Here is a 20,398-nt window from a genome sequence, read left to right on the forward strand (position 1 = left end):
CAGCGGCGTCGAAGGTACAGGCGGACGATGGTGTTCCGCCGTTGCCCGAAGGAACCTGCCATGTCCCGCTATCCTGCCCCGATCGCCATCGGCCTGACCGCGATGCTGCTCGCCTCCTGCGCAAGTCCGCAAGGGTCGACCGCCATCGCGCCGCCGCGATCGTCGGAGGACATGGCCGCCGTCGCGCCGCCGCCGCCCAGCATCGACGCCATGACGACGCGCGCACCGATGCCGGTATCGCCCGCGTCCGCACCCCCGGTCGTTATCCAGTCGATCACGACGCCACCGCCCAGCTATGCGCCATCGGCCGAGGTGGTGGTGAGCGGCGCACGGTTTGTCGGGCCGCGCGAGCCGTCCTTTCCCCTGCCGCCCACGGTGGGCCGCGACCGGTTCGTCGCGCCGGCGCAAAATCCGTTTCGACAGGTGCGGCAGGAACCGGTGTCGACCTTTTCGATCGACGTGGACACCGCCTCCTACAGTTTCGTCCGCGCCTCGCTGAACCGCAATGTCCTGCCGCAGCCGGCGGCGGTGCGCGCCGAGGAGATGGTGAATTACTTCCCCTATGACTATGCCGCGCCGACATCGGCGGCCCGGCCGTTCAACTCGGACATTGCGGTGTTCCCCAGCCCGTGGACGGCGGGGCGCAAGGTGGTTCGCATCGGGATCAAGGGCTATGCCGTCCGCCCCGCCGAACGTCCGCGTGCCAACCTCGTCTTCCTGATCGATACGTCGGGGTCGATGCAGGCACCGAACAGGCTGCCCCTGCTGAAGCAATCACTGGCGATGCTGGTCGAACAACTCGGTGCCCGCGACCGGGTGGCGATCGTCGCCTATGCCGGGTCGGCGGGCACCGTGCTGGCACCGACGCCGGCCAGTGACAAGGGCCGCATTTTAGCCGCGCTCGACCGGTTGTCGGCGGGCGGCAGCACGGCGGGTGCGGAGGGCATCCGCCAGGCCTATGCCCTGGCCGCGGCGAATTTCGATCCGCGCGGGGTCAACCGGGTGATGCTGGCGACCGATGGCGACTTCAACGTGGGGATCACCAATACTGACGAGCTGAAGGGCTTCGTTGAACGCGAACGCAGCAAGGGGGTGTTCCTGTCGGTGCTCGGGTTCGGGATGGGAAACTATAACGACGCGCTGATGCAGGTGCTGGCGCAGAACGGCAACGGCGCCGCCGCGTACATCGACACGATCGGCGAGGCGCGCAAGACGCTGGTCGAGGAGGCGTCGGCCACGCTGATCCCGATTGCGAAGGACGTGAAGATCCAGGTCGAGTTCAATCCCGCGACCGTCGCCGAATATCGGCTGATCGGTTACGAGACGCGGATGCTGGCGCGCGAGGATTTCGACAACGATCGCGTCGATGCGGGCGATGTGGGATCGGGCCAGTCGGTGACGGCATTGTACGAGATCGTGCCCGTCGGCGGCCCCGGCACGGCAGGCCCGCTGCGCTATGCCCCCGCGAAGGCGGCGGCACGGGGCACGGGCGAATATGGCTTCGTAAAGATCCGCTACAAGCTGCCGAAGTCGGCGAAGAGCCAATTGCTGTCGACCCCGATCGACCGGACGCGCGAGGTGGCCCGGTTCGCCGACGCGCCGCGCGATGCCCGGTTCGCGACCGGAGTCGCCGCGTTCGCCGATCTGCTGCGCGGAGGGAAATATAGCGGGTCGATCGATTACGACCGGGTGCTGGCGATCTTGAACGGCGCGCGCGGCGACGATCCCTACGGCTATCGCTCGGAACTGGTGCAGCTGGTCCGCGCCGCCAGGACCGCGCCCGGCCTCACCCCCCTCGAACGATAGCCGCACGGGCGGGTCGATCGGCAACGGTCGACCCGCCGAGCGTTGCAGGTATAAGGAACCGATGTCCGCCAGCCGCCCGCCCCTCGATCGAACCCCGTCGCCCCCTGCGGCGATGCGGCGGGGCATGCGCTGATGGCCGATAATCGCGACCTCGGCCGGGAATTGCCCGATCCCCCACCGCCCCGGCCCGACCGGCGCGAGGCAGCGATCGACACCGCCGTCGCCCGTTTCAGGGGTGAGGCGGCAGCGGCCCGCCCGATCCCGCCAAGGCGACGCTGGACACGGGTCGGGCCACAGATCGGGGCCGTTGCCGCGACCGCGCTGGTCGTCGTCATCGGCCTGCCGGTGTGGCGTTCGGGCACGATCGAGACGCCCGCGCCGCGACCGACGACGGCCGCTGCAACCGATCGGGTCGCTGCCGCGCCACCGCCTCGGGTCGAGGTCGCTCGTCCGGTCGCCACGCCGCCCATCGCTGTGCCCAAGGCAGCAGAACCCTCCCCGGCCGCCAAACCGGCTGCGGCGGCCGAGACGTCGACTCCCCCGCCCCAGGCCGTGATGGCTGCCCGCACCGCTGCGCCGCCGGTCGTCGTGCAATCGGTTACGACGCCCCCACCCGTCTACGCCCCCCTGCCATCGCCTCCACCGCCATCTGCTGCGGCCGCGCCACAGCGGATGGCGGCGATGCCGGCGGAGGACGTGGTGGTCACCGGTGCGCGGGTGGCGCGCCGACAAGAGCCGGTGCGGACCGATTGGGCCCGGTGCACGGTCGAGGACCCGCGACGGATGCTGGCCGCATGTCGTGCCCGGTTCGGGCTGGCGAAGCCGGGGGCGAAGGGACGGGCGGAGGCGTTGACCGGCGACGGGGTGCTGCGCGCGTGGCAGGGCGACCGCGCCGGCGCGCTGGCGACGCTGGACCGGGCGATCGCGGTCGAGGCGACGGCCGACGCGCTGGTCAACCGTGCGCTGCTGCGGATGGCGGCCGGCGACGATGCGGGTGCGCTCGCCGATCTGGACCGGGCGGTGCGGCGCAGCCCGCGCGATGGCCGCGGCTATCATTATCGCGGTATCGTCCAGGCCCGGCTTGGCAAGTCGGAGCAGGCTGCTGCCGATGCCCGCCGTGCGGCAGCGCTCGATGAGGAGGCGCGCTAGGCCGGGCCGCGCTGTCGTCTTGGGTGCTCGCTCAACTGCAGCCCCCACCACAGCCGCTGCCACAGCCACCGTCGCCACCGTCGCCGCCATCCGATCCGTCGAACCCGCCGAAGTCCCATTCGAACCCGTCCCCGTCGCCGTGACGAAACCGGCCAAGCGACCGGCACAGCGCGACGACAGCGATGACGGCCAGCAGCGCGGCGACGACCAGATGCTGCCCCGCGATCACCATCATCGCCATCACCCCCGCGCCGATCGCCGTCGGTACAGCCCCAGCCAAATGGGGCGGCTGGGTCATGTCGACGCGGACGAACCGTCCAACAAAGCGCTCGGCTGGGTCGGGCCAGATATCGGCCGGGGGGACTTCGTCAAAGGTGGCGCGATACCGGTCGAGGGTACGGGCATAGCAGTCGCGATATCGTTCCAGTTGATCGGTACCGCCGCTGGTCGGTTCGTGATGGATCGCGCGCCCCACGATGTCGCGGCACAGCCCTTCCCAATAATCGCGGGTATAGGCCAGATGCAGGTGCCACGCCTGATCCACGGCATCGGATGGGGTGAGCGGTTTCTCGCCCGTGGCGATCAGCGCAAGGAAGCGGCGATATTCGACCGCGACCCGCGCCGCAAAGGCTTCGCTCCAGCCATTCTCTGCGGCCAGCCTCCCTTCGAAGCCGAGCGTTGCGTCGGTCTGGCCGATGGCCAGGGTTTCGATCCTCCCGATGAGGACCCTTCGCGCCGGATGCGCGGAGCTGTTCGTTTCCATGTCCCATTACAATAGTAGGAATATGTTGCAGCAAGATGACGGCCGCTGGAGGAACCGAGCGGCGTCGCGGACGCTATCGTATCGATACCGGCGTGAGGCGTGGGTGATCGGCTATCTGGTCTTGCTACTATATAGCGTTGCGGTCGGCGGTGTGGTCGCGCTGTTGCTGCGGTATCGCCCGGCATGGTCGCGGCGGCGGGTGTTCTGGACGGTGATCCTGCCGGCACCCTCAGCCGCAATGGTCGCGGCGGCGGTCGGTGTTGCAATGCTTGGCCCGGCCAAAGCGGGAGAGATCGACGCGACGGGCATGGCAATGGCCGTCTACCTGGTCGGAGGAAAGGTGCTGGCCTGCGCATTGCTCGCGCTGGGCGGCTTCGCCGCGTGGATCGCGATCCGGCTGACCCCAACCCCGGTACCGCGTCCGGAACCCGCCGCCCCCAACCCCGCATTCGATGCGTTGCTGGTTCCCCTGCCTGACGACGTGCAGGTTGAACTGCGACGACGACTGACGCCGCCGCTGCCCACCTCGGCGACCCAGCTGCTGCATGAAATCCATGGATTACTGGTGAGCGCGGGGATCGCAGAGGGCCGTGGAGGCTATCCCGGCGGGCTGACCGCGCCAGGTTGGAGTGCCTATGTCGCGGACCAGCGCCGCAGCATCGCCATGTTCCGCGCCGTGGTGGCGGCATGGGGGGACCCGCCCGCCGACCTCGCCGAAGCGATCGACGATTACGACCGCCACTTCCCGCCGCCGGCACGATTGCTGGGGGATGGGTGGGAGCCGCATGTCGAAGCGGTCGCCGGGCGGCATATTTATGCCTTCCCGGTGGCATCGGGCCACGCCACCTTCGGCATAGACTTTCCGATCCGCCAACCCGACGTCGATGTGCTGTTGTCCGATCCCTACCGGCGGGCGGTATTGGAGGTGGTGACGCATACCGTGTTCCAGCAGTCGTCGGTTGCCGGCAATCCGGCGGCGACCCAAACCGGCTTCGAAGCGACGGTCGGCAAGGTACTGCATGGGCCCGAGGATGCGCTGGCAGCCTATCTGCTGGCATTCGACCGTGAGCACCACATCCGCACCGATGTGTTTATCCGGCAAGCGATGGCGCGCCATGCCACCGCTGCGAAGAAAGGCGACGTGGCATGCTGAAATGGCTGTTCGGCGGTCGTCCGGCCGCGACCGCTCCTGTCGCTGCGCCCGGCCCGCAGCCGGCGCGCCTGGAGATCACGGAAGCGGGCAATCCACTGCACCGGCTATTCGACGCGTGGGGCCTGCCGTGGCGTGATCCGCGCGCGGCGGTCGAAGCGCGCGAGGGCATTCGCCGCGATCCGCTATATGACTGGGACACCATGTTCGTTTCGGGCGCTGCGGCGCTGCCCGGTGTGTTGCAACCGTGGAATGCAGGGGTCTCCGACCGCTTTGCCCCGACGCTGCCGATCGTTCGCTTCAGCGCGATCACCTGGACATGCGACGATGCGGAGGCGAATTTGCGCCAGATCGCGTCGCATGTCGCCAAGTGGATCGGCCCCGCACCGATCGGGGCGGAATATAATACCGAGGTGTGCCGGTGGCAGGCAGGCGCCGCCGGGTTGCAACTGACGACATGGCCGCCCGCGCGCCAGTCGCCTGGCCTGTCCAACGACGTCCATGCACGCGAACCACGACTGCGCACCGCCGTCCATCTTACCGCGACGACAGGCTTCCGCCTGCCCCTGACCGCGCGCGAGGAGGCATGGATAGAAGCGTTCCAGGCGGTCGCAACGGTAGACCCGCAAAGGACGGTCGCACAGGCTCGTATTGTCGATATTGCGCCGGGCGAAACCGAACTGGAATATGCGCGGGAACCCGGCAAGCATGTGACCCGGATCGCGAGCCGGATCGGTTATCCGCCGGACCTCGCCGCGCTGATCTTCTGCACCCACCAGCTGTTCGTCGTGCCGCGAGAGGACGTGCTGGGCTTCACGGTCACGCGACTGCACCGCGCCAAAGGGCCGGGCGGATCCTATTTGCAGGTCCGGTGCCGGACGCCATGTTACGATGTGCCCGACAAGACGCTGTTCCTGACTCAATCATCCGATCCCGAAGGCGTCACGGCGTTGGGACAGGCGCTGGCGGCGACGTTCGATCGCCCTTGCGACATCGGCCCCCTGTTCGCCGATGCGTAAGCGCCGGAACCGACGGCGCGGTGATCGTCGCCACCTACCATGGCCGTCTCATGCTGACGATCGATCCGCTGACGACCGGCTGATCCGATCCATCGCGCCGTAGCCGCGCGGGCGCCGGCATCGTGGTCGCCGCTCAGAAGCTCGCGCGTAATCCAACCGACGCGGTGCGTGGCGTTCCCGGCTGCACCCACAGCCGCGCATAGCTGCTGGCGTACCATTGTTCGTCGAACAGGTTCTGCACCGCGGCAAAGGCGGTGACGCCCGGCGCCACGTCGATATCGCCGAACACCCGGACCAGCGTGTGCGACGGGAGGAAGAAGTTCGTGCCCGTCTCCCCCAGGCGGCGATCGACGGTCTGGACGCCGGCACCGACCTGCCCGGCCCGCTTCCCCACCGTGAAGCGCTTCGCCAGCTGGACGTTGATATTGTGTTCCGGAATGTTGATGAGCAGATCGCCCGGCCGGATTTGAGCCGAGAAGCCGGGGTCGAGCACGCTGGAGCGCGCCTCTGCGTCGATATAGGCGTAGCTCAGCAGCATCTCCACGCCGCCCGGCAGCTGCCCCGTTAGGTCCAGCTCGATGCCCCGGCTACGCGCCTTGCCGATCGCGACCGAGAAGCCGGGATTGTTGGTGTCGCTCGCCAGCACGTTGGACTTGTCGAGCTGGAACACCGCGACCGTGCCGTTCAGGCGTCCGCCAAGCGCGGTCAGCTTGATGCCGACCTCCTTCGACCTGCTGGTTTCGGGATCGAAGATCACGCCGGTCACGTCGGTACCGATATTGGCGCGAAACCCCTCGCCATAGGCGGCATAGAGCGACACCGGATCGGCCAGTTCGTAGACGATCCCCGCCTGCGGGCTGTAACGGCTGCGGCGACTGCGGCTCTCAACCTGCGTCAGCCGGTTGTCGGTGCGCAGTTGAACGTCGTCGTAGCGCCCGCCGAGCCGTAGCTGCAACCGGTCGGTCAGGCGAATCTGGTCCTGGACGAACATCCCGGTGGAGCGCTGCACGTCCAGCCGGTCGTTCTGCGCTGCCGGCACGGGCAACGGAAATCGGCCATAGACCGGCGCGGCGATGTCGATGACGTTGCCCGCCCGGTCGGTCGTCGTCCCCGTCACCACCGCCGGGCGGACGCGGCCGAATTGCTGGTCGTTGTCGAACACGTCGTGATCGGCACCGATCAGCACCCGGTGTTCGAGCGCGCCGGTATCGAAGCGGCCCGACAGCTCAGCCCGGATTACCCATTGGCGCGAGTCATAGCGGCGCGAGCGGCGCTGCCGCGACAGCGACCGGCCATCCACGAACAGCTTCTGCCGCGCCGTGGCGAGCTCCGCGTCCGACGAGAAGCCGGTCAGCAGCGTATCGCGCAGCGTCGCCCCGACCAGCATGCTCCAACGATCGCTGAAATCATGTTGCAGGCGCAGCTGGTGCCCGGTCGCGCGTGCCACCGTGTCGCCGTCGCCCGGCTCCCCCAGGAACCGTTCGCGTGGCACGGTGCGGAAATCATTGCCCAGCACGACGATGCCACGGTCGAAGGGTACTTCGGTGCGGGTATATTCAAGGTCGTAGGTCAACCGGGTGCGGTCGCCCAGCGCCAGCCCGATCGACGGCAGGAACCCCCGTCGCCGCTGGTGCACCGTATCGCGAAACGTTTCGCCGGACTCGGCGTAGGCGATCAGGCGCGCGGTCAATCCGCCGGTGATGGCGAGGTTCAGGTCCCCCTCCGACCGGACGCGTTCGAAGCTGCCATATTGGATCGACGCCGACCCGAAGGTGCGGCCAAGCTGCGCCTGCTTGGTAACGAGGTTGACCGTCCCCCCCGGCTCTCCCCGCCCGAGCAGCGCTGCCGCCGGGCCCTTCAGCACCTCGACCCGCTCGATCCCGGCAACGTCGCGCGGCCCGCCAAAGCCACGCCCGCCGTTGAAGCCGTTGACCAGATAGCCGGTCGGAATATTCTCATCGCCGGCAAAGCCGCGCACCGCGAAGCTGTCGAACAATCCGCCGAGCGCATTCTGGCGCGATATCGACGCGTTGAGATCGAGCGCATCGGTGATCCGCAGGAGGTTGCTGGCTTCCAGCGTCCTGGCATCGATCTGCGCGATCGCCTGCGGAATTTCGGACAGCGCGAAGTCGCCGCGATAGGCCTGACGCACGCCATTGACCACGATGTCCTGTGCCGGATCGCGGGCGCCGTCGGCCGGATCGGAAGCAACCACCTGCGCCGCTGCGCCTCCGCAGCCCAGCACCAGCGGCACCGCTCCGGCCAGCAGCATCCCACGCATCATCGAACGCATCGTCATCGGTCCCTTTTCCCCGCCGGCCTGTCGCCGATCGAGCGCGTCCCATGGCGATATGACGTAACATCGTCAAATGATATGTTGTCTCATTTCATTTTGGATTGACGGGGCGGCACGCCGCCATGCGGTCGCTTGACTGGATATGCCCTCGACCGAGGTGCGATAGCCGGCGCCGCCTCACCCAATCATTCGGCGATGATGGCCTGGTGGTCTCGCTATCAGCGCTACCCGATCGGCATCAGCGTGTGAAAGCCGCTGGCGTGAAAGATCAGCGGCATCACCGCATCGGCGGTCGCTGCGCGGTGGAGCCGGAACAGGATGATGTCGTGATCGCCCGCCGCGATCTCCTGCTCGACCGTACAGTCCAGCCATGCACCGGTATTGCTGAGGAACACTGCGCCGTCGGGGGTCGTCTCGTATTCCAGCCCCCGAAAGCGATCGTCGCCCCTTTGTGCCAGCTGCCGCGCCGTGGCGGCGTGCCCCGCGCCAAGGAACGAGATGCCGATCCGCCCAAGGCCGCGCAATTGCTGCCACGTCGCCGAACCATGCCTGATGCAAACCGACACGAGCGGCGGCGTGATCGATATCGCGACGAACGCGCTCGCGGTCATGCCGATGGGCGTGCCCCGATCGATCGCACACAGCGCGGTGACGCCGGTCGGGAACCGACCGAACACGCGGCGCAGGTCGGCTTCGTCGCCCATGGGCGTCAACACGTTCATCGCTTGCGCTCCACAACCGCCAGATCAACCGCAACACCGTCCGCGACCCGCCGGGCATAGCGCCGGGCAAGTGCGGCGCAGACCATCAGCTGCATCTGGTGGAAGAGCATCAGCGGCAAGACGATCAGCCCGACCGCGCCGGCGGGAAAGAGGATGTTCGCCATCGGCAGGCCGCTCGCCATGCTCTTCTTCGATCCGCAGAACACGATCGCGATCTCGTCCTCGGTGGTGAAGCGCAGCAGGCGGCTTGCCACCGTGGTGGCGACCAGCACGACCGCCAGCAGCACGAGGTCGAGCACAATGACCAGCCCGAGGCTTTGCGGCGTCACCCTGCTCCAGATACCGGCCACGACACCCGCGCTGAATGCGGAATAGACGACCAGCAGGATCGAACCGCGATCGACGAGCATCGTCAGCGTCTTCTGCCGGTTAAGCCAGTCGCCGATGAAAGGCCGCGCGCACTGCCCGACCACGAACGGCAGCAGGATCTGCAGCGCGATGTCGCGTACCGAATCGAGCGACATGCCGCCCGTACCGGCGCTGAGAAACAGCGTCGCCAGCAACGGCGTGATGACCACCCCCGCCAGATTCGACAGCGACGCACAGCACAGCGCGGCAGGCACATTGCCCCGCGCGATCGAGGTGAAGGCGATCGACGACTGCACAGTCGAGGGCAGCAGCGACAGGAACAGCAGCCCGGTCACCAGTCCGTCGTCCAGATGCCCGCGCAGGAGCGTCGTGATCCCGAGGCCCAGCAGCGGAAACACCGCGAATGTCGTGGCGAACACCAGCGATTGCAGCCGCCAGTGCAGGATGCCGGTCCAGATCGCCTGCCGCGAAATCCGTGCACCATAGATGAAGAAGAGCAGCGCGATCGCGGCGTACACCACGATGTCGAGCACGTTCTTGCCAGCGCCACGCGCAGGCACGATCGCCGCGACCACCACCATGGCGACGATCGCGAGGATATAGGTGTCGATCCGCAGCCGACGAAGGATAGCCTTCATAATCGATCTTCCGCTTTGTCCATACGCCCCCCTACGCCGTGCCTGCCCGGTCGTGAATGGGCTGGCACGGCACGGGGATCAGGCCGTCAGTTCGCCCCGAACGATTGCCGCGCCGGCCCCCAGCGCCGCCAGCTTGCCGCGTGCGACGTCGCGCGACAGCGGTGCCATCCCGCAATTGGTTGCGGGCAAGAGCTTGTCGGCATCGACGAAGCGCAGCGCGTTGCGCAGCGTGTCGGCGACCTGTTCCGGCGTTTCGATCGTGTCCGTCGCGACGTCGATCGCACCGACCATCACCTTCTTGCCCCGGATCAGTTCGATCAGGTCCATCGGCACGCGCGAATTGCGGAATTCGAGCGAGATGATATCGATCGTCGACGTTTGCAGCTTGGGGAAGGTCTGCTCGTACTGGCGCCACTCGGAACCGAGCGTCTTCTTCCAGTCGGTGTTGGCCTTGATGCCGTAACCGTAGCAGATATGGACGGCGGTCTCGGCCTTCAGCCCTTCGGCGGCGCGCTCCAGCGTGGCGATGCCCCAGTCGTTCGCCTCGTCGAAGAATACGTTGAAGGCGGGTTCGTCGAACTGGACGATATCGACGCCGGCCGCCTCCAGTTCGCGCGCTTCTTCGTTCAGGATGCAGGCGAACTCCCAGGCCAGCTTTTCGCGGCTGCGGTAATGCGCGTCGTACAGCGTGTCGATCATCGTCATCGGGCCCGGCAGCGTCCACTTGATCGGCTGGTCGGTCTGCGCGCGCAGGAACCGGGCATCGTCGACGAATACCGATCGGGGACGCGAGACGGCACCGACGACGGTCGGCACGCTGGCGTCATAGCGGTTGCGGATACGCACCGTCTCGCGCTTCTCGAAATCGACGCCGTCCAGATGCTCGACGAAGGTCGTGACGAAATGCTGGCGGGTCTGTTCGCCGTCGCCCACGATGTCGATCCCGGCCTGCCGCTGGTCGTCGACCGCCAGGCGCAGCGCGTCGCGCTTGCCCGCGACCAGCTCCTCACCCTCCAGCCGCCACGGCGACCACAGGGTCTCAGGCTGGGCGAGCCAGGAGGGCTTGGGCAGGCTGCCCGCGGTCGTCGTCGGCAACAATATCGTCATGGGAATACCTTCGTATGCGTGGGGGTCAGAGGCCGCAGGTCGCGGACCAGCGCTGCAGCGCGTCGCCGTGCGGCTTGATGAAATGTTCTTCGGCGAACCTGCCCTGCTCCGTGGCGAGGCGGCTGCGTTCCTCGCGGTCATAGACGATGCGGGTCAGCGAATAGTCCTGGTACGTCAGGCTCGGCCGATACTGCTCCGCCGCGACCGAATTGGCGTTGTAGATTTCCGGACGATAGATTTTCTGGAATGTCTCCATCGTCGCGATCGTGCTGGCGAGTTCGAGGTTCGTGTAATCGCTGACCAGATCGCTGATGTGATAGAAGGCGAACGGCGCGACGCTGTGCGGCGGCATGAAATAGCGGACCCTCATGCCCATCTTCGCGAAATAGCGGTCGGTCGGCGAAAAATTGTCGTTGCGATATTCGACGCCGAGGATCGGATGGACGTTGGCGGTGCGGCGATAGACTTCCCTGCTCGATACGCTGAGGCAGATGACCGGGGGTTTGCGGAAATTGTCGCGGTAGGCGCTAGACGCCAGGAAATGCTTGAACAGATTGCCGTGGAGGTCGCCGAAGCCCTCGGGCGCATCGCCCCCCCCGGCCTTGCGATGGTCGGGCAGGACCACGCTGAAGTCATAATCGCGGATGTAGGACGAGAAATTGTTGCCGATCATTCCGTCGCTACACTCGCCGCTGGTCCGGTCGGTGACGGTGGTGTGCAGGATCTCGATCAGCGGGAACGCCTCCGCCTCCGCGCCGTCCCCCAGCGTGAGCGCGGCCGAGACGATGGTCAGCTCCAGCGCGTAGCGATCGCCCGTGGGATTGTCCCAATGCATCAGCGCGTTGAAGCGGTGGTCGATCATCACCAGCGTGTTGCGCAGATTTTCCCGGCGGCTGTCCCCGCGTGCGAGATTGGCGAAGTTGGTGGTGATCCGCGTGTTGTCGCCCGGACGATATTCCTCGTCGAACGGGATACTGCTGATCGAGAATGTGAACCCGCTATTCGTCATGACTCACCCAGGCTTTGCGGGCGGGAAGTCAGGCGAAAGCGCGCAAGGCACGGACGGGCCCGAACGGCATCAAGCCATGGACCGCACGCATCAAGCGCGATCCACCGGAGGAACCCCCGTCCGAGGAACGTTATGGCGTCGAAAGGCAGGTCTCCTGGCTCACGGGTCAACGCGGTGGCTCCGGCCTTCCCAGGCTCCTTGCGGGAACCCAGTGACACGAAATGGAGCCGCCGCTCGCCGCTTACAGTTGCGGGGGCAGCGCCGGATTCTGCCCTGAAGGACACCACCGGCTTCCCGTCTTAGCCCCATCGCCTTGCATGGGATGGGGAACCTCGACCTGGCCCTTCAACATCATCCCCTTGCCCATGTCAACATACATATAAAGATATCTTTATATCCTGTATCGCGGCGTGATTGCATGCCGTGCAGCGGTCGGCGGAGAGCGAAGCTGGCCTTGACGGGACGGGCCACTTTCTGCGACCGCCGTCCGGTCGAGGTTCCTTCGCCCCATGGCCGAAGGCTAAGACGGGAAATCGGTGCGATGCCGATGCTGCCCCCGCAACTGTAAGCGGCGAGTGGATTTCCCCTGGTGTGCCACTGGTGCTTCGACACCGGGAAGGCCGGGATTTCCATGACGACCCGCGAGCCAGGAGACCTGCCTTCGACGCCATAACGACCACCGGCGGGGTGCCCGGTCTGGCCGCTGCGTCGCTGTGGGGAGGAGGTGCCTTCCTCCCACTGGCCTCTGGCGTCTGGATATCCTCCGCGAATGATTGAGGATCCGAATGTCACACGACGCGCGCCACACCCCCATCCAGCTGGTCGACATGGTATTCCCCGGTGACGCCAATCACCACGGAACGCTGTTCGGTGGCGTGGCGCTGGCGCATATGGACAAGGTGGCGTTCCTTGCCGCCTCGCGTCATGGCCGCGCATCCTTTGTCACCGCCGCTTCGGAAAAGATCGACTTTGCGGCACCGGCGCGGATCGGCGATATGGTCGAGGTGACGGGCCGCGTCGTGCGGGTCGGGCGAAAATCGCTCGATGTCGAGGTCGAACTGATCGCCGAAGCGCCGGTTTTGGGCGAACGCCAGCTGTGCACGCGGGGCCGCTTCACGCTGGTCGCGGTCGGCACCGAACAGCCGCTGCCGCCGATGGCGGAGGCGATCACCAACGATGCTGCCGCGCCGCTGCGGATGGTCGACATGATCTTGCCGAACCAGACCAACCATTATGGCACGCTCTATGGCGGCGATGCGCTGCGCATGATGGGCAAGGCGGCCTTCATCGCGTCGACCCGCCATGCGCGGGCGGTGATGGTGATGGCAGCCTCCGATCGGATCGACTTCGTATCGCCCATCCGCGAGGGTGAGATGGTCGAACTCACCGCCGAGGTGCGGATGACCGGGCGCAGCTCGGTGCGGATCGGCGTGGACCTCAGCGCCGAGTACCTGATTACCGGCGAGCGGCGACACGCGGCCACGGCGCTGTTCACGATGGTTTCGGTCGATGAAGCCGGCCGGGCCAAGCCGTTTGCCGACGTTCAATAGCGCTGGTCGGAAGGGCGTGTGCGATATGCCCGCCGCCGCCAAGAAGCGATGACTGCCCTGCCCGTCCGAACGACCATTGCAGCCCCGAGCAATTCCTATTCACTTAATAGATTTTCTTTGGCTACCTTTCCGCTCCCCTGGAATAGGGAGGCGCCTTGCACTGTTCCGCAGTGCGGAATCGAACAGGGAATTCAGGGAATGACTCAGGGCCGTACCATCGCCCTTCTCGGCGCGTCGCTGCTCACGCTGGCCGCGACCTCCGCCTTCGCACGCCAGGCACCGCAGGGTGAGACGAGCGAACCGGCTGCCGACGCCGCCGACACGGGCGACGAAATCGTGGTGACCGGCACCCGCACCGCCGGCCGGACCCGGCTCGACAGCGCCTCGCCGGTCGACGTGCTGAGCGGTGCCAGCCTGCAACGCCAGGGCACGACCGAACTTGCCGCCGCACTCGCGACGGTCGCCCCGTCGATCAACTTCCCCCGCCCCTCGGCCAATGACGCGACCGACGCGATCCGCCCGGCGACGCTGCGCGGCCTGGCGCCCGACCAGACGCTGGTGCTCATCAACGGCATTCGTGGGCACAGCTCGGCCAATCTCAACACCAACGGCACGGTCGGGCGCGGGTCGGCGGCAGTCGATCTCAACACCGTGCCGACCTCCGCGCTCGACCGGATCGAGGTGCTGCGCGACGGTGCCTCGGCGCAATATGGGTCCGATGCGATCGCGGGCGTCGTCAACCTGCGCCTGCGCGAAGCCCGCTCGGGCGGCGGCGCGGGGGTCACCTACGGCTTCTACGATACGCAGGTCGACACCGCCGCGAACCAGCGCAGCGTGACCGGCGAACCGGTCGTCACCGCGACCGCGTGGCAGGGGTTCGGCTTCGGCAGCGACGGCTTCGTCACCGTGTCGGGCGAATATACCAAGCGGGAACCGACCAACCGCGCCGATATCGACCGCCGCGTCACGCCCAACCGCGTGACCGGCCGCTATGGCGATCCGGCGGTCGAGCAATATACCGGCTTCGTCAACGCCGGCACCTCGCTGACCGATAGTATCAGCCTGTACGCCTTCGGCGGCTATCAGGACCGCGACACGCGCAGTGCCGCCTTCCCCCGCAATGCCAGCGCGCAGACGACGCTGGCGGGCTATCCCAACGGGTTCCTGCCGCTCATCAACACCAAGACGAAGGATATCAATTCGGCGGTCGGGCTGCGCGGTGACTTTGGCGGGTACAAGGTCGACCTGTCGTTCAGCTATGGCCGTAACACCGTCGATTTCCGCACGCTCAATTCGGCCAACTATGCCTATGGCGCCGCGACCCCGCGCAATTTCTACGACGGGCAGGTCGCCTATGACCAATATGTCGCCGGGCTGGACGTCACGCGCAAGTTCGACGTGTTCCAGTCGCTGAACGTCGCCTTCGGGATCGAGGGGCGCCGCGAGGGCTATACGATTTCGCCGGGCGAGCGCGCATCCTATGACTATCCCGTAACCGGTGCGACCGGCGCGGCCCCCGGCGCGCAGGGCTTTGGCGGCTTCAGCCCGCTCAACGCCACGCAGCGCAGCCGGCGCAGCGGCAGCATCTATGCCGATGTCGAGGCGCAACTGACCGACCGCCTGCTGATCGGCCTCGCCGCGCGGGGTGAGAAATATTCGGACTTCGGATCGACCGCGACGGGCAAGGTTTCCGCCCGGTACGACGTCACCGACTGGTTCGCGCTGCGCGGCACCGCGTCGACCGGGTTCCGCGCGCCGTCGCTGCAACAGCAATATTTCACGCAGGTCGCATCGGTCGTGACCAACGGCGTGCCCGTGCTGACCGGCACTGTCCCGTCGGTCAGCACGGTCGGATCGGCGCTCGGCGGCCTGCCGCTCGAACCCGAAAAGTCGACGAACCTGTCGGTCGGCACCGTGATCCGGTCGGGCGGGTTCGACCTGACGGTCGATGCCTATCGCATCCACATCCGCAACCAGATCGGCCTGTCCGAAAATATCAGCGCGGCGACGGCCGGATCAGCGGCGGTCGCGACCCAGATTCGCAACCTGCTCGCCGCGACCAACACCGGGGCGAGTGCCGCGCGCTTCTTCATCAACGGGCTGGCCAGCACGGCGCAGGGAATCGATGCCGTCGCCCATTACCGGACCCGCACCGCATCCGCCGGCACCTTCGACTTCACCGTCGCCGGCAACATCAACAAGGTCGACGTGACCCGCGTGCCGACCTCCACCGCCACGCTCGATCCCGCGCCGACGCTGTTCGCGCGCAGCCGTATCCTGACGCTGGAGCAGGGAACGCCGGGCGAGAAGGTGACCGGCACGATCGACTGGTCGCTCGACCGGCTCGGCGCGCTCGCCCGCGTCACCTATTACGGGAACGTCAACCAGCCCGGCACGACGCCCGCCGCCGACGTACTGACCGGGAATCGTGCGATTACCGACCTCGAACTGCGCTACAGCGGGCTGAAGGGCGCACAGCTGGGATTCGGCGTCAGCAACCTGTTCGACGTCTATCCCCGCGCAACCCCGACCGCCAACAACTCGACCGGGGTCCTCGGCTTCCCGTACTATTCGCCATTCGGGTTCAACGGCCGCTATCTCTATGTCCGCGCTGGCCTGAACTGGTAGGTCCGGGGATCGGACAGGCTGTCGGGGGCGGGCACATCCGTCCGGCCTACCCCCGCCACGCCTGAACACCGGAATTTTTTTTGATGTTAGCGATAACTCCTACAATTGCCGATTGCGTGTTCTGAATATCGCGATATTTGTCCGAGTATAAGAACCCGGAAGGGGTTCGTCGGAGGGGACAAATCGTGTTCAGCAGAACCGCCATCCTGGCGTCGGTATCTCTTTGCTCGTTGCTGAGCGCCGTGGCGGCGGAGGCGCAGACGGGCAATCCGCCCGACGGCACTACCCCTGCAGTGCAACCGTCCAGCGCCAGTCCTGCCGGCACCGTTGCCGAAGACGACGAGATCGTCGTCACCGGCGTGCGCGCATCGATCCTCGGCGCGCTCAACATCAAGCGCAATTCGACGCAGGTGGTCGACTCCATCGTTGCAGAGGATGTCGGCAAACTGCCCGACAATAACGTGATCGAGGCGTTGCAGCGCGTCAGCGGCATACAGGTGACCAACCGCACCGGCGGCGAGGCGGCGGGCATCTCGATCCGCGGCCTTCCCGATGCGCTGACCACGATGAACGGGCGGAACATCTTTACCGCGTCGGGGCAGGCATTTGCGCTGGCCGACATTCCGGCGAACCTCGTCAAGCGGATCGACGTCTACAAGACCCGCGCCGCCGACCAGATCGAAACCGGCATCGCCGGGCAGATCGACGTATTCACTCGCCGCCCGTTCGATTTCGACGGGTTCGCGATCTCGGGCGTGGCGCGCGGCATCTACAACGAGCAGGCGGATTCGTTTAACCCGAACGTGTCGGCACTTATCAGCAACCGCTGGGAAACCGGCATCGGCGATATCGGCGTGCTGGTGAGCGGAAGCTATTCGCGCACCAAGTTCCGCGACATGAGCGTGACGTCAGGCGCGATGGTGCCGTTCGTCACGGAAAACCCGCCGCCAGGCTACACCCCCTTGCAACGTGTTTTCCCCGAGACCGGGGCTTGGGAGCCGGGAACGGAGCGCGGATTGCCGACCGCTGCCGGCTCGACGTTCCTGCTCGATGGCCGGCAGGTGCCCTACTATCTCTCGCGCGACGCGGTGTTCAGCCCGGACGTCAGCGGTACGCGCGAACGCCCGGCAGTGAACGCCGCGGTACAATGGTCGCCGAACAACAGCTCGACCTACACCGCCGAATTCTTCTGGAACCAGTTCAGCGCGACCACGCAGAACAGCCTGTTCTTCAGCTTCGTCGATTGGTGGGGCGGGCTGGGCGCGAACCCCAAGTCGACGTTCGAGCTGTATCCCGGCACCAATATCATCAAGGCGCGGTCGGTCGGCGACGTCTATGGCTTCAACAGCGGCGACTATACCCGGTCGAAGACGAACAGCTATATCTATGCTCTGAACGGAGACTGGAAGGTCGGCGACAATGGCCGCATCACCGCCGACCTGTCATACCAGAACAGCCAGTTCGACACCCAATTCCTGGCAATGCGCATCGACCGCGTCGCTAAGCGGATCGACGTCGATTTCAATACCCGCAACGGCATTCCGGCGTACAACTTTGATAACAACGCGCTGTTGACCGACCCGACCCAGTGGAATGTCGGCGAATTCTACGACAATGCCAACCGGTCGAAGGGGGATGCGATTACCCTGCACCTCGATGGCGAAAACAAGTGGGACGATGGCTTCTTGCGCCGGGTAAAGGCGGGCATCCGCATCGACGATCGCAACGCGACCGATTCGGTGCGGTCACAGGATGCGCGCGGGCTCGGCCGGCGCCTCTCCACGCTCGATCCGGGGCTGCAGCTGACCAACAAGAACTTCTTCGACGGACGCGCCAGCGTGCCGACGTCGTGGCTGGTGCCCAATGGCAGCTATATCTACGATAATGTCGACGCCATCCGGCAGCTGTACAAGGGGAGCGTCGCCCCGAACTTCAAGCTGTCGGACCAACTCGCGCTGACCGACGTGTTCGACATCAACGAAATCACCATGACCGCCTATGCGATGGCGGACGGGCAGATCACCCTGTTCGGGCGGCCGCTCGATGTGCAAGCCGGGGTACGCTATGTCGATGTCGACACCGATTTCGTGTTCACCGATCGCTATAACGGCACGGTGTCGCGCGCGTCGAACGGCACCAGCCGTTTCCTGCCCAGCGCCACGCTGCGCTATGCGATCACCGACGATGTTCGCCTGCGCTTCAACTATGGCGAAACGCTGCGCCGTCCGGCGTTCGGCGACCTGAACCCCAACCCCAATCTGGTCGGCGACCTGACCGGCGTTGGGCGCGGCAGTGGCGGATCGGGCAATCCCAACCTGCGCCCCACCACTTCGCGCAACTATGACCTGTCGGCCGAATGGTTTTTCGAACGCAACAGCGCAATCTACGCCACGCTGTTCCGGCGGGAGATCGACGGGCTGGTCGTGCCGCTTACCTCGCTGCTGGTGATCCCCGGCACCGGGCTGAACACCGATCGCTTCGCCGTCACGCGGCCGGAAAATGCGTCGAACGGCGTGCTCAAGGGGCTGGAGCTGGGGCTGACCTATTTCCCGACCTACCTGCCCTCGCTGCTCGACGGGTTCGGGTTTCAGGGCAGCCTGACCCTGCTCGACTCCAAGCAGAATATCCCGATCTCGGACCAGACGGGGCAGATCGTCGGCGAGACCGAATCCGGTTTCTTCGGGGTGTCCGACCTGTCGTACAACGCGACGCTGGCCTATGAGAAAGGCGGCCTTGGCGCGCGCCTGTCCTATGTCTGGCGCAAGCCGTTCCTCGCGAACAACGAAGCGCGGCTGTTCGCAAACCCGATCGGCGTATGGCGACGCGCCGAAAGCAGCCTCGATTTCCAGCTGACCTGGGGCATCACCGACCGGCTCGGCCTGACGCTGGATGCGGTCAACCTGACCAACCAGACGCAGCAGAACTACTACCGCTTCCAGGACGCGGGCAATGCCGAGCAGTTCAACCTCGGCACGACCTTGCTGTCGCGGACCTTTGCCGTCGGGGTGCGCTTCGCGCTCGACTGATCCGGTGCCGGGCGGGGCGATCATGTCCCGCCCCCTCGCCACGACTGCCCGATCCCTTTTTCGGAGTGACCATCCATGACCCGGTTCACCCTTCCGTTCGTCGCGCTTGCCCTGTCCCTTCCCGGTTGCAGCGGCATTTCCGGCGGGGAGGCGAGCGGCAACATCGCCGCCCCCGCCGCCCCTGCCCCCACGCCGACGCCGACCCCCACGCCGACTGCCGCCGCGACCCCGGTCGGCCTCGCGCTCACCGGCGACACCATGCCGGTTCACGACCCGGCGATCATCAAGGACGGCAGTACCTATTTCCTGTTCACCACCGGCGCGGTCGGCGACAAGGAAGGCTTGCTCGCCACCCGCACCTCGTCAGACCTCAAGGCGTGGACGTGGCGCGGGCCCGCCTATACCGCGCTGCCGGCATGGGCGACGGCGGCGGTGCCCGGCACCTCGGGCATCTGGGCCCCCGATATCGTCAAGCGCGGCGGCGAATATCGCCTCTATTATTCGGTCTCGACCTTTGGCTCCAACCGCTCCGCTATCGGGCTGACGACCAGCAACGCGCTGAACCAGAATACGCCGTCCAGCGGCTGGACCGACAAGGGCGCGGTGATCCAGTCGACTACGAGCGATAATTTCAACGCGATCGATCCTGCCGTCTTTACCGATGCCGACGGGCGCGAATGGATGGCGTTCGGGAGCTTCTGGTCGGGGATCAAGATGGTGCGGCTCGATCCCGCCACGGGCCTGCGGCTCGCCAGCGACCAGACGGTCTACGCGCTGGCGTCGCGCCCCGCCCCTACCGCGATCGAGGCGCCGTTCGTCGTCCGCCACGGCGGCTTCTATTACCTGTTCGCCTCGTTCGACAATTGCTGCAAGGGTGCGGACAGCACCTATAACACCGTCGTCGGACGGTCGGCCTCGCCGACCGGGCCCTATGTCGACAAGGCGGGCAAATCGATGCTGGACGGCGGCGGGACCCTGGTACTGGCATCGGGACAGGGCACCAACGCGCGCTATGTCGGCCGCGGCCATGTCGCCGTGCTGCAGGAGACGACCGGCGACCATATCGTCTATCACGCTTATGACCGCGAACGGAACGGCGCGCCGACGCTGCAGATTCAGTCGCTGACCTGGGATGCCGATGGCTGGCCGGTGGCGCAATGAAGGAG

Annotated in this window: 14 protein-coding genes and 2 riboswitches; of the genes, 8 read left to right on the top strand and 6 right to left on the bottom strand. The window is 66.3% G+C overall.

Going from position 1 to position 20,398, the window contains the following annotated elements:
• Nucleotides 1–60: 60 nt before the first annotated feature.
• Complete coding sequence (locus tag ASE67_RS03550) at nt 61–1,806, top strand: VWA domain-containing protein (protein WP_235511777.1); 1,746 nt, start codon at nt 61–63, stop codon at nt 1,804–1,806.
• Nucleotides 1,807–1,938: 132 nt separating this feature from the next.
• Nucleotides 1,939–2,955 carry a hypothetical protein gene (locus ASE67_RS18095; protein WP_156348498.1) on the top strand — a complete coding sequence of 339 codons (1,017 nt, stop codon included), beginning with the start codon at nt 1,939–1,941 and terminating at the stop codon, nt 2,953–2,955.
• Between the two features lie 31 nt (nt 2,956–2,986).
• Here ASE67_RS18095 and ASE67_RS03560 read toward each other — a convergent pair whose 3' ends face one another.
• Nucleotides 2,987–3,718, bottom strand: coding sequence for a glycine-rich domain-containing protein (locus ASE67_RS03560; RefSeq protein ID WP_055756786.1), 732 nt, complete (start codon nt 3,716–3,718; stop codon nt 2,987–2,989).
• A gap of 103 nt (nt 3,719–3,821) precedes the next feature.
• Here ASE67_RS03560 and ASE67_RS03565 point away from each other — a divergent pair, with 103 nt between their 5' ends.
• Both ASE67_RS03565 and ASE67_RS03570 read left to right on the top strand, forming a co-directional pair.
• The gene (locus ASE67_RS03565) at nt 3,822–4,871 is read left to right on the top strand and encodes a hypothetical protein (RefSeq protein WP_055756790.1); all 1,050 of its coding nucleotides are present in this window, start codon (nt 3,822–3,824) and stop codon (nt 4,869–4,871) included.
• Nucleotides 4,865–5,887 carry a hypothetical protein gene (locus tag ASE67_RS03570; protein WP_055756791.1) on the top strand — a complete coding sequence of 341 codons (1,023 nt, stop codon included), beginning with the start codon at nt 4,865–4,867 and terminating at the stop codon, nt 5,885–5,887. The genes ASE67_RS03565 and ASE67_RS03570 overlap by 7 nt, the downstream gene beginning before the upstream one ends.
• A gap of 133 nt (nt 5,888–6,020) precedes the next feature.
• Here the strand turns inward: ASE67_RS03570 and ASE67_RS03575 are convergent, their stop codons facing one another.
• The 5 genes from ASE67_RS03575 to ASE67_RS03595 all read right to left on the bottom strand — a co-directional run bounded on the left by ASE67_RS03575 (nt 6,021) and on the right by ASE67_RS03595 (nt 12,028).
• On the bottom strand, nt 6,021–8,180 hold the full coding sequence (locus ASE67_RS03575) for a TonB-dependent siderophore receptor (protein ID WP_055756980.1): 2,160 nt from the start codon (nt 8,178–8,180) through the stop codon (nt 6,021–6,023).
• 227 nt (nt 8,181–8,407) lie between these two features.
• Complete coding sequence (locus ASE67_RS03580; protein ID WP_055756794.1) at nt 8,408–8,905, bottom strand: flavin reductase family protein; 498 nt, start codon at nt 8,903–8,905, stop codon at nt 8,408–8,410.
• Nucleotides 8,902–9,912 (bottom strand): bile acid:sodium symporter family protein, encoded by a 1,011-nt coding sequence (locus tag ASE67_RS03585; RefSeq protein ID WP_055756796.1) that lies wholly within the window; start codon nt 9,910–9,912, stop codon nt 8,902–8,904. Before ASE67_RS03585 ends, ASE67_RS03580 begins: the two co-directional genes overlap by 4 nt.
• Nucleotides 9,913–9,990: 78 nt before the next feature.
• On the bottom strand, nt 9,991–11,019 hold the full coding sequence (locus ASE67_RS03590; RefSeq protein ID WP_200922149.1) for a methionine synthase: 1,029 nt from the start codon (nt 11,017–11,019) through the stop codon (nt 9,991–9,993).
• Between the two features lie 25 nt (nt 11,020–11,044).
• Nucleotides 11,045–12,028 (bottom strand): DUF1852 domain-containing protein, encoded by a 984-nt coding sequence (locus tag ASE67_RS03595; RefSeq protein WP_055756798.1) that lies wholly within the window; start codon nt 12,026–12,028, stop codon nt 11,045–11,047.
• 127 nt (nt 12,029–12,155) lie between these two features.
• A riboswitch (cobalamin riboswitch) is annotated at nt 12,156–12,378 on the bottom strand.
• Between the two features lie 127 nt (nt 12,379–12,505).
• Nucleotides 12,506–12,706, top strand: a riboswitch (cobalamin riboswitch).
• Nucleotides 12,707–12,813: 107 nt separating this feature from the next.
• Between ASE67_RS03595 and ASE67_RS03600 the strand changes: the two genes are divergently transcribed.
• The 4 genes from ASE67_RS03600 to ASE67_RS03615 all read left to right on the top strand — a co-directional run bounded on the left by ASE67_RS03600 (nt 12,814) and on the right by ASE67_RS03615 (nt 20,393).
• Complete coding sequence (locus ASE67_RS03600) at nt 12,814–13,578, top strand: acyl-CoA thioesterase (RefSeq protein ID WP_055756800.1); 765 nt, start codon at nt 12,814–12,816, stop codon at nt 13,576–13,578.
• Between the two features lie 198 nt (nt 13,579–13,776).
• The gene (locus tag ASE67_RS03605; protein WP_055756801.1) at nt 13,777–16,206 is read left to right on the top strand and encodes a TonB-dependent receptor plug domain-containing protein; all 2,430 of its coding nucleotides are present in this window, start codon (nt 13,777–13,779) and stop codon (nt 16,204–16,206) included.
• A 185-nt stretch (nt 16,207–16,391) separates the two neighbouring features.
• On the top strand, nt 16,392–19,232 hold the full coding sequence (locus tag ASE67_RS03610; protein WP_055756803.1) for a TonB-dependent receptor: 2,841 nt from the start codon (nt 16,392–16,394) through the stop codon (nt 19,230–19,232).
• A gap of 75 nt (nt 19,233–19,307) precedes the next feature.
• A complete protein-coding gene (locus tag ASE67_RS03615) occupies nt 19,308–20,393 on the top strand; it encodes an arabinan endo-1,5-alpha-L-arabinosidase (protein WP_055756805.1) in 1,086 nt (361 codons plus the stop codon).
• The last annotated feature ends 5 nt before the right edge of the window (nt 20,394–20,398 follow it).

This window comes from Sphingomonas sp. Leaf23, assembly GCF_001421585.1.
Taxonomy (GTDB): Bacteria; Pseudomonadota; Alphaproteobacteria; order Sphingomonadales; family Sphingomonadaceae; genus Sphingomonas.

Bases quoted from the DNA above. Each gene is read 5' to 3' on its own strand.
- ASE67_RS03550 (WP_235511777.1), top strand. From the start codon at position 61: ATGTCCCGCTATCCTGCCCCGATCGCCATCGGCCTGACCGCGATGCTG.
- ASE67_RS18095 (WP_156348498.1), top strand. From the start codon at position 1,939: ATGGCCGATAATCGCGACCTCGGCCGGGAATTGCCCGATCCCCCACCG.
- ASE67_RS03560 (WP_055756786.1), bottom strand. From the start codon at position 3,718: ATGGAAACGAACAGCTCCGCGCATCCGGCGCGAAGGGTCCTCATCGGG.
- ASE67_RS03570 (WP_055756791.1), top strand. From the start codon at position 4,865: ATGCTGAAATGGCTGTTCGGCGGTCGTCCGGCCGCGACCGCTCCTGTC.
- ASE67_RS03575 (WP_055756980.1), bottom strand. From the start codon at position 8,180: ATGCGTTCGATGATGCGTGGGATGCTGCTGGCCGGAGCGGTGCCGCTG.
- ASE67_RS03580 (WP_055756794.1), bottom strand. From the start codon at position 8,905: ATGAACGTGTTGACGCCCATGGGCGACGAAGCCGACCTGCGCCGCGTG.
- ASE67_RS03585 (WP_055756796.1), bottom strand. From the start codon at position 9,912: ATGAAGGCTATCCTTCGTCGGCTGCGGATCGACACCTATATCCTCGCG.
- ASE67_RS03590 (WP_200922149.1), bottom strand. From the start codon at position 11,019: ATGACGATATTGTTGCCGACGACGACCGCGGGCAGCCTGCCCAAGCCC.
- ASE67_RS03595 (WP_055756798.1), bottom strand. From the start codon at position 12,028: ATGACGAATAGCGGGTTCACATTCTCGATCAGCAGTATCCCGTTCGAC.
- ASE67_RS03600 (WP_055756800.1), top strand. From the start codon at position 12,814: ATGTCACACGACGCGCGCCACACCCCCATCCAGCTGGTCGACATGGTA.
- ASE67_RS03605 (WP_055756801.1), top strand. From the start codon at position 13,777: ATGACTCAGGGCCGTACCATCGCCCTTCTCGGCGCGTCGCTGCTCACG.
- ASE67_RS03615 (WP_055756805.1), top strand. From the start codon at position 19,308: ATGACCCGGTTCACCCTTCCGTTCGTCGCGCTTGCCCTGTCCCTTCCC.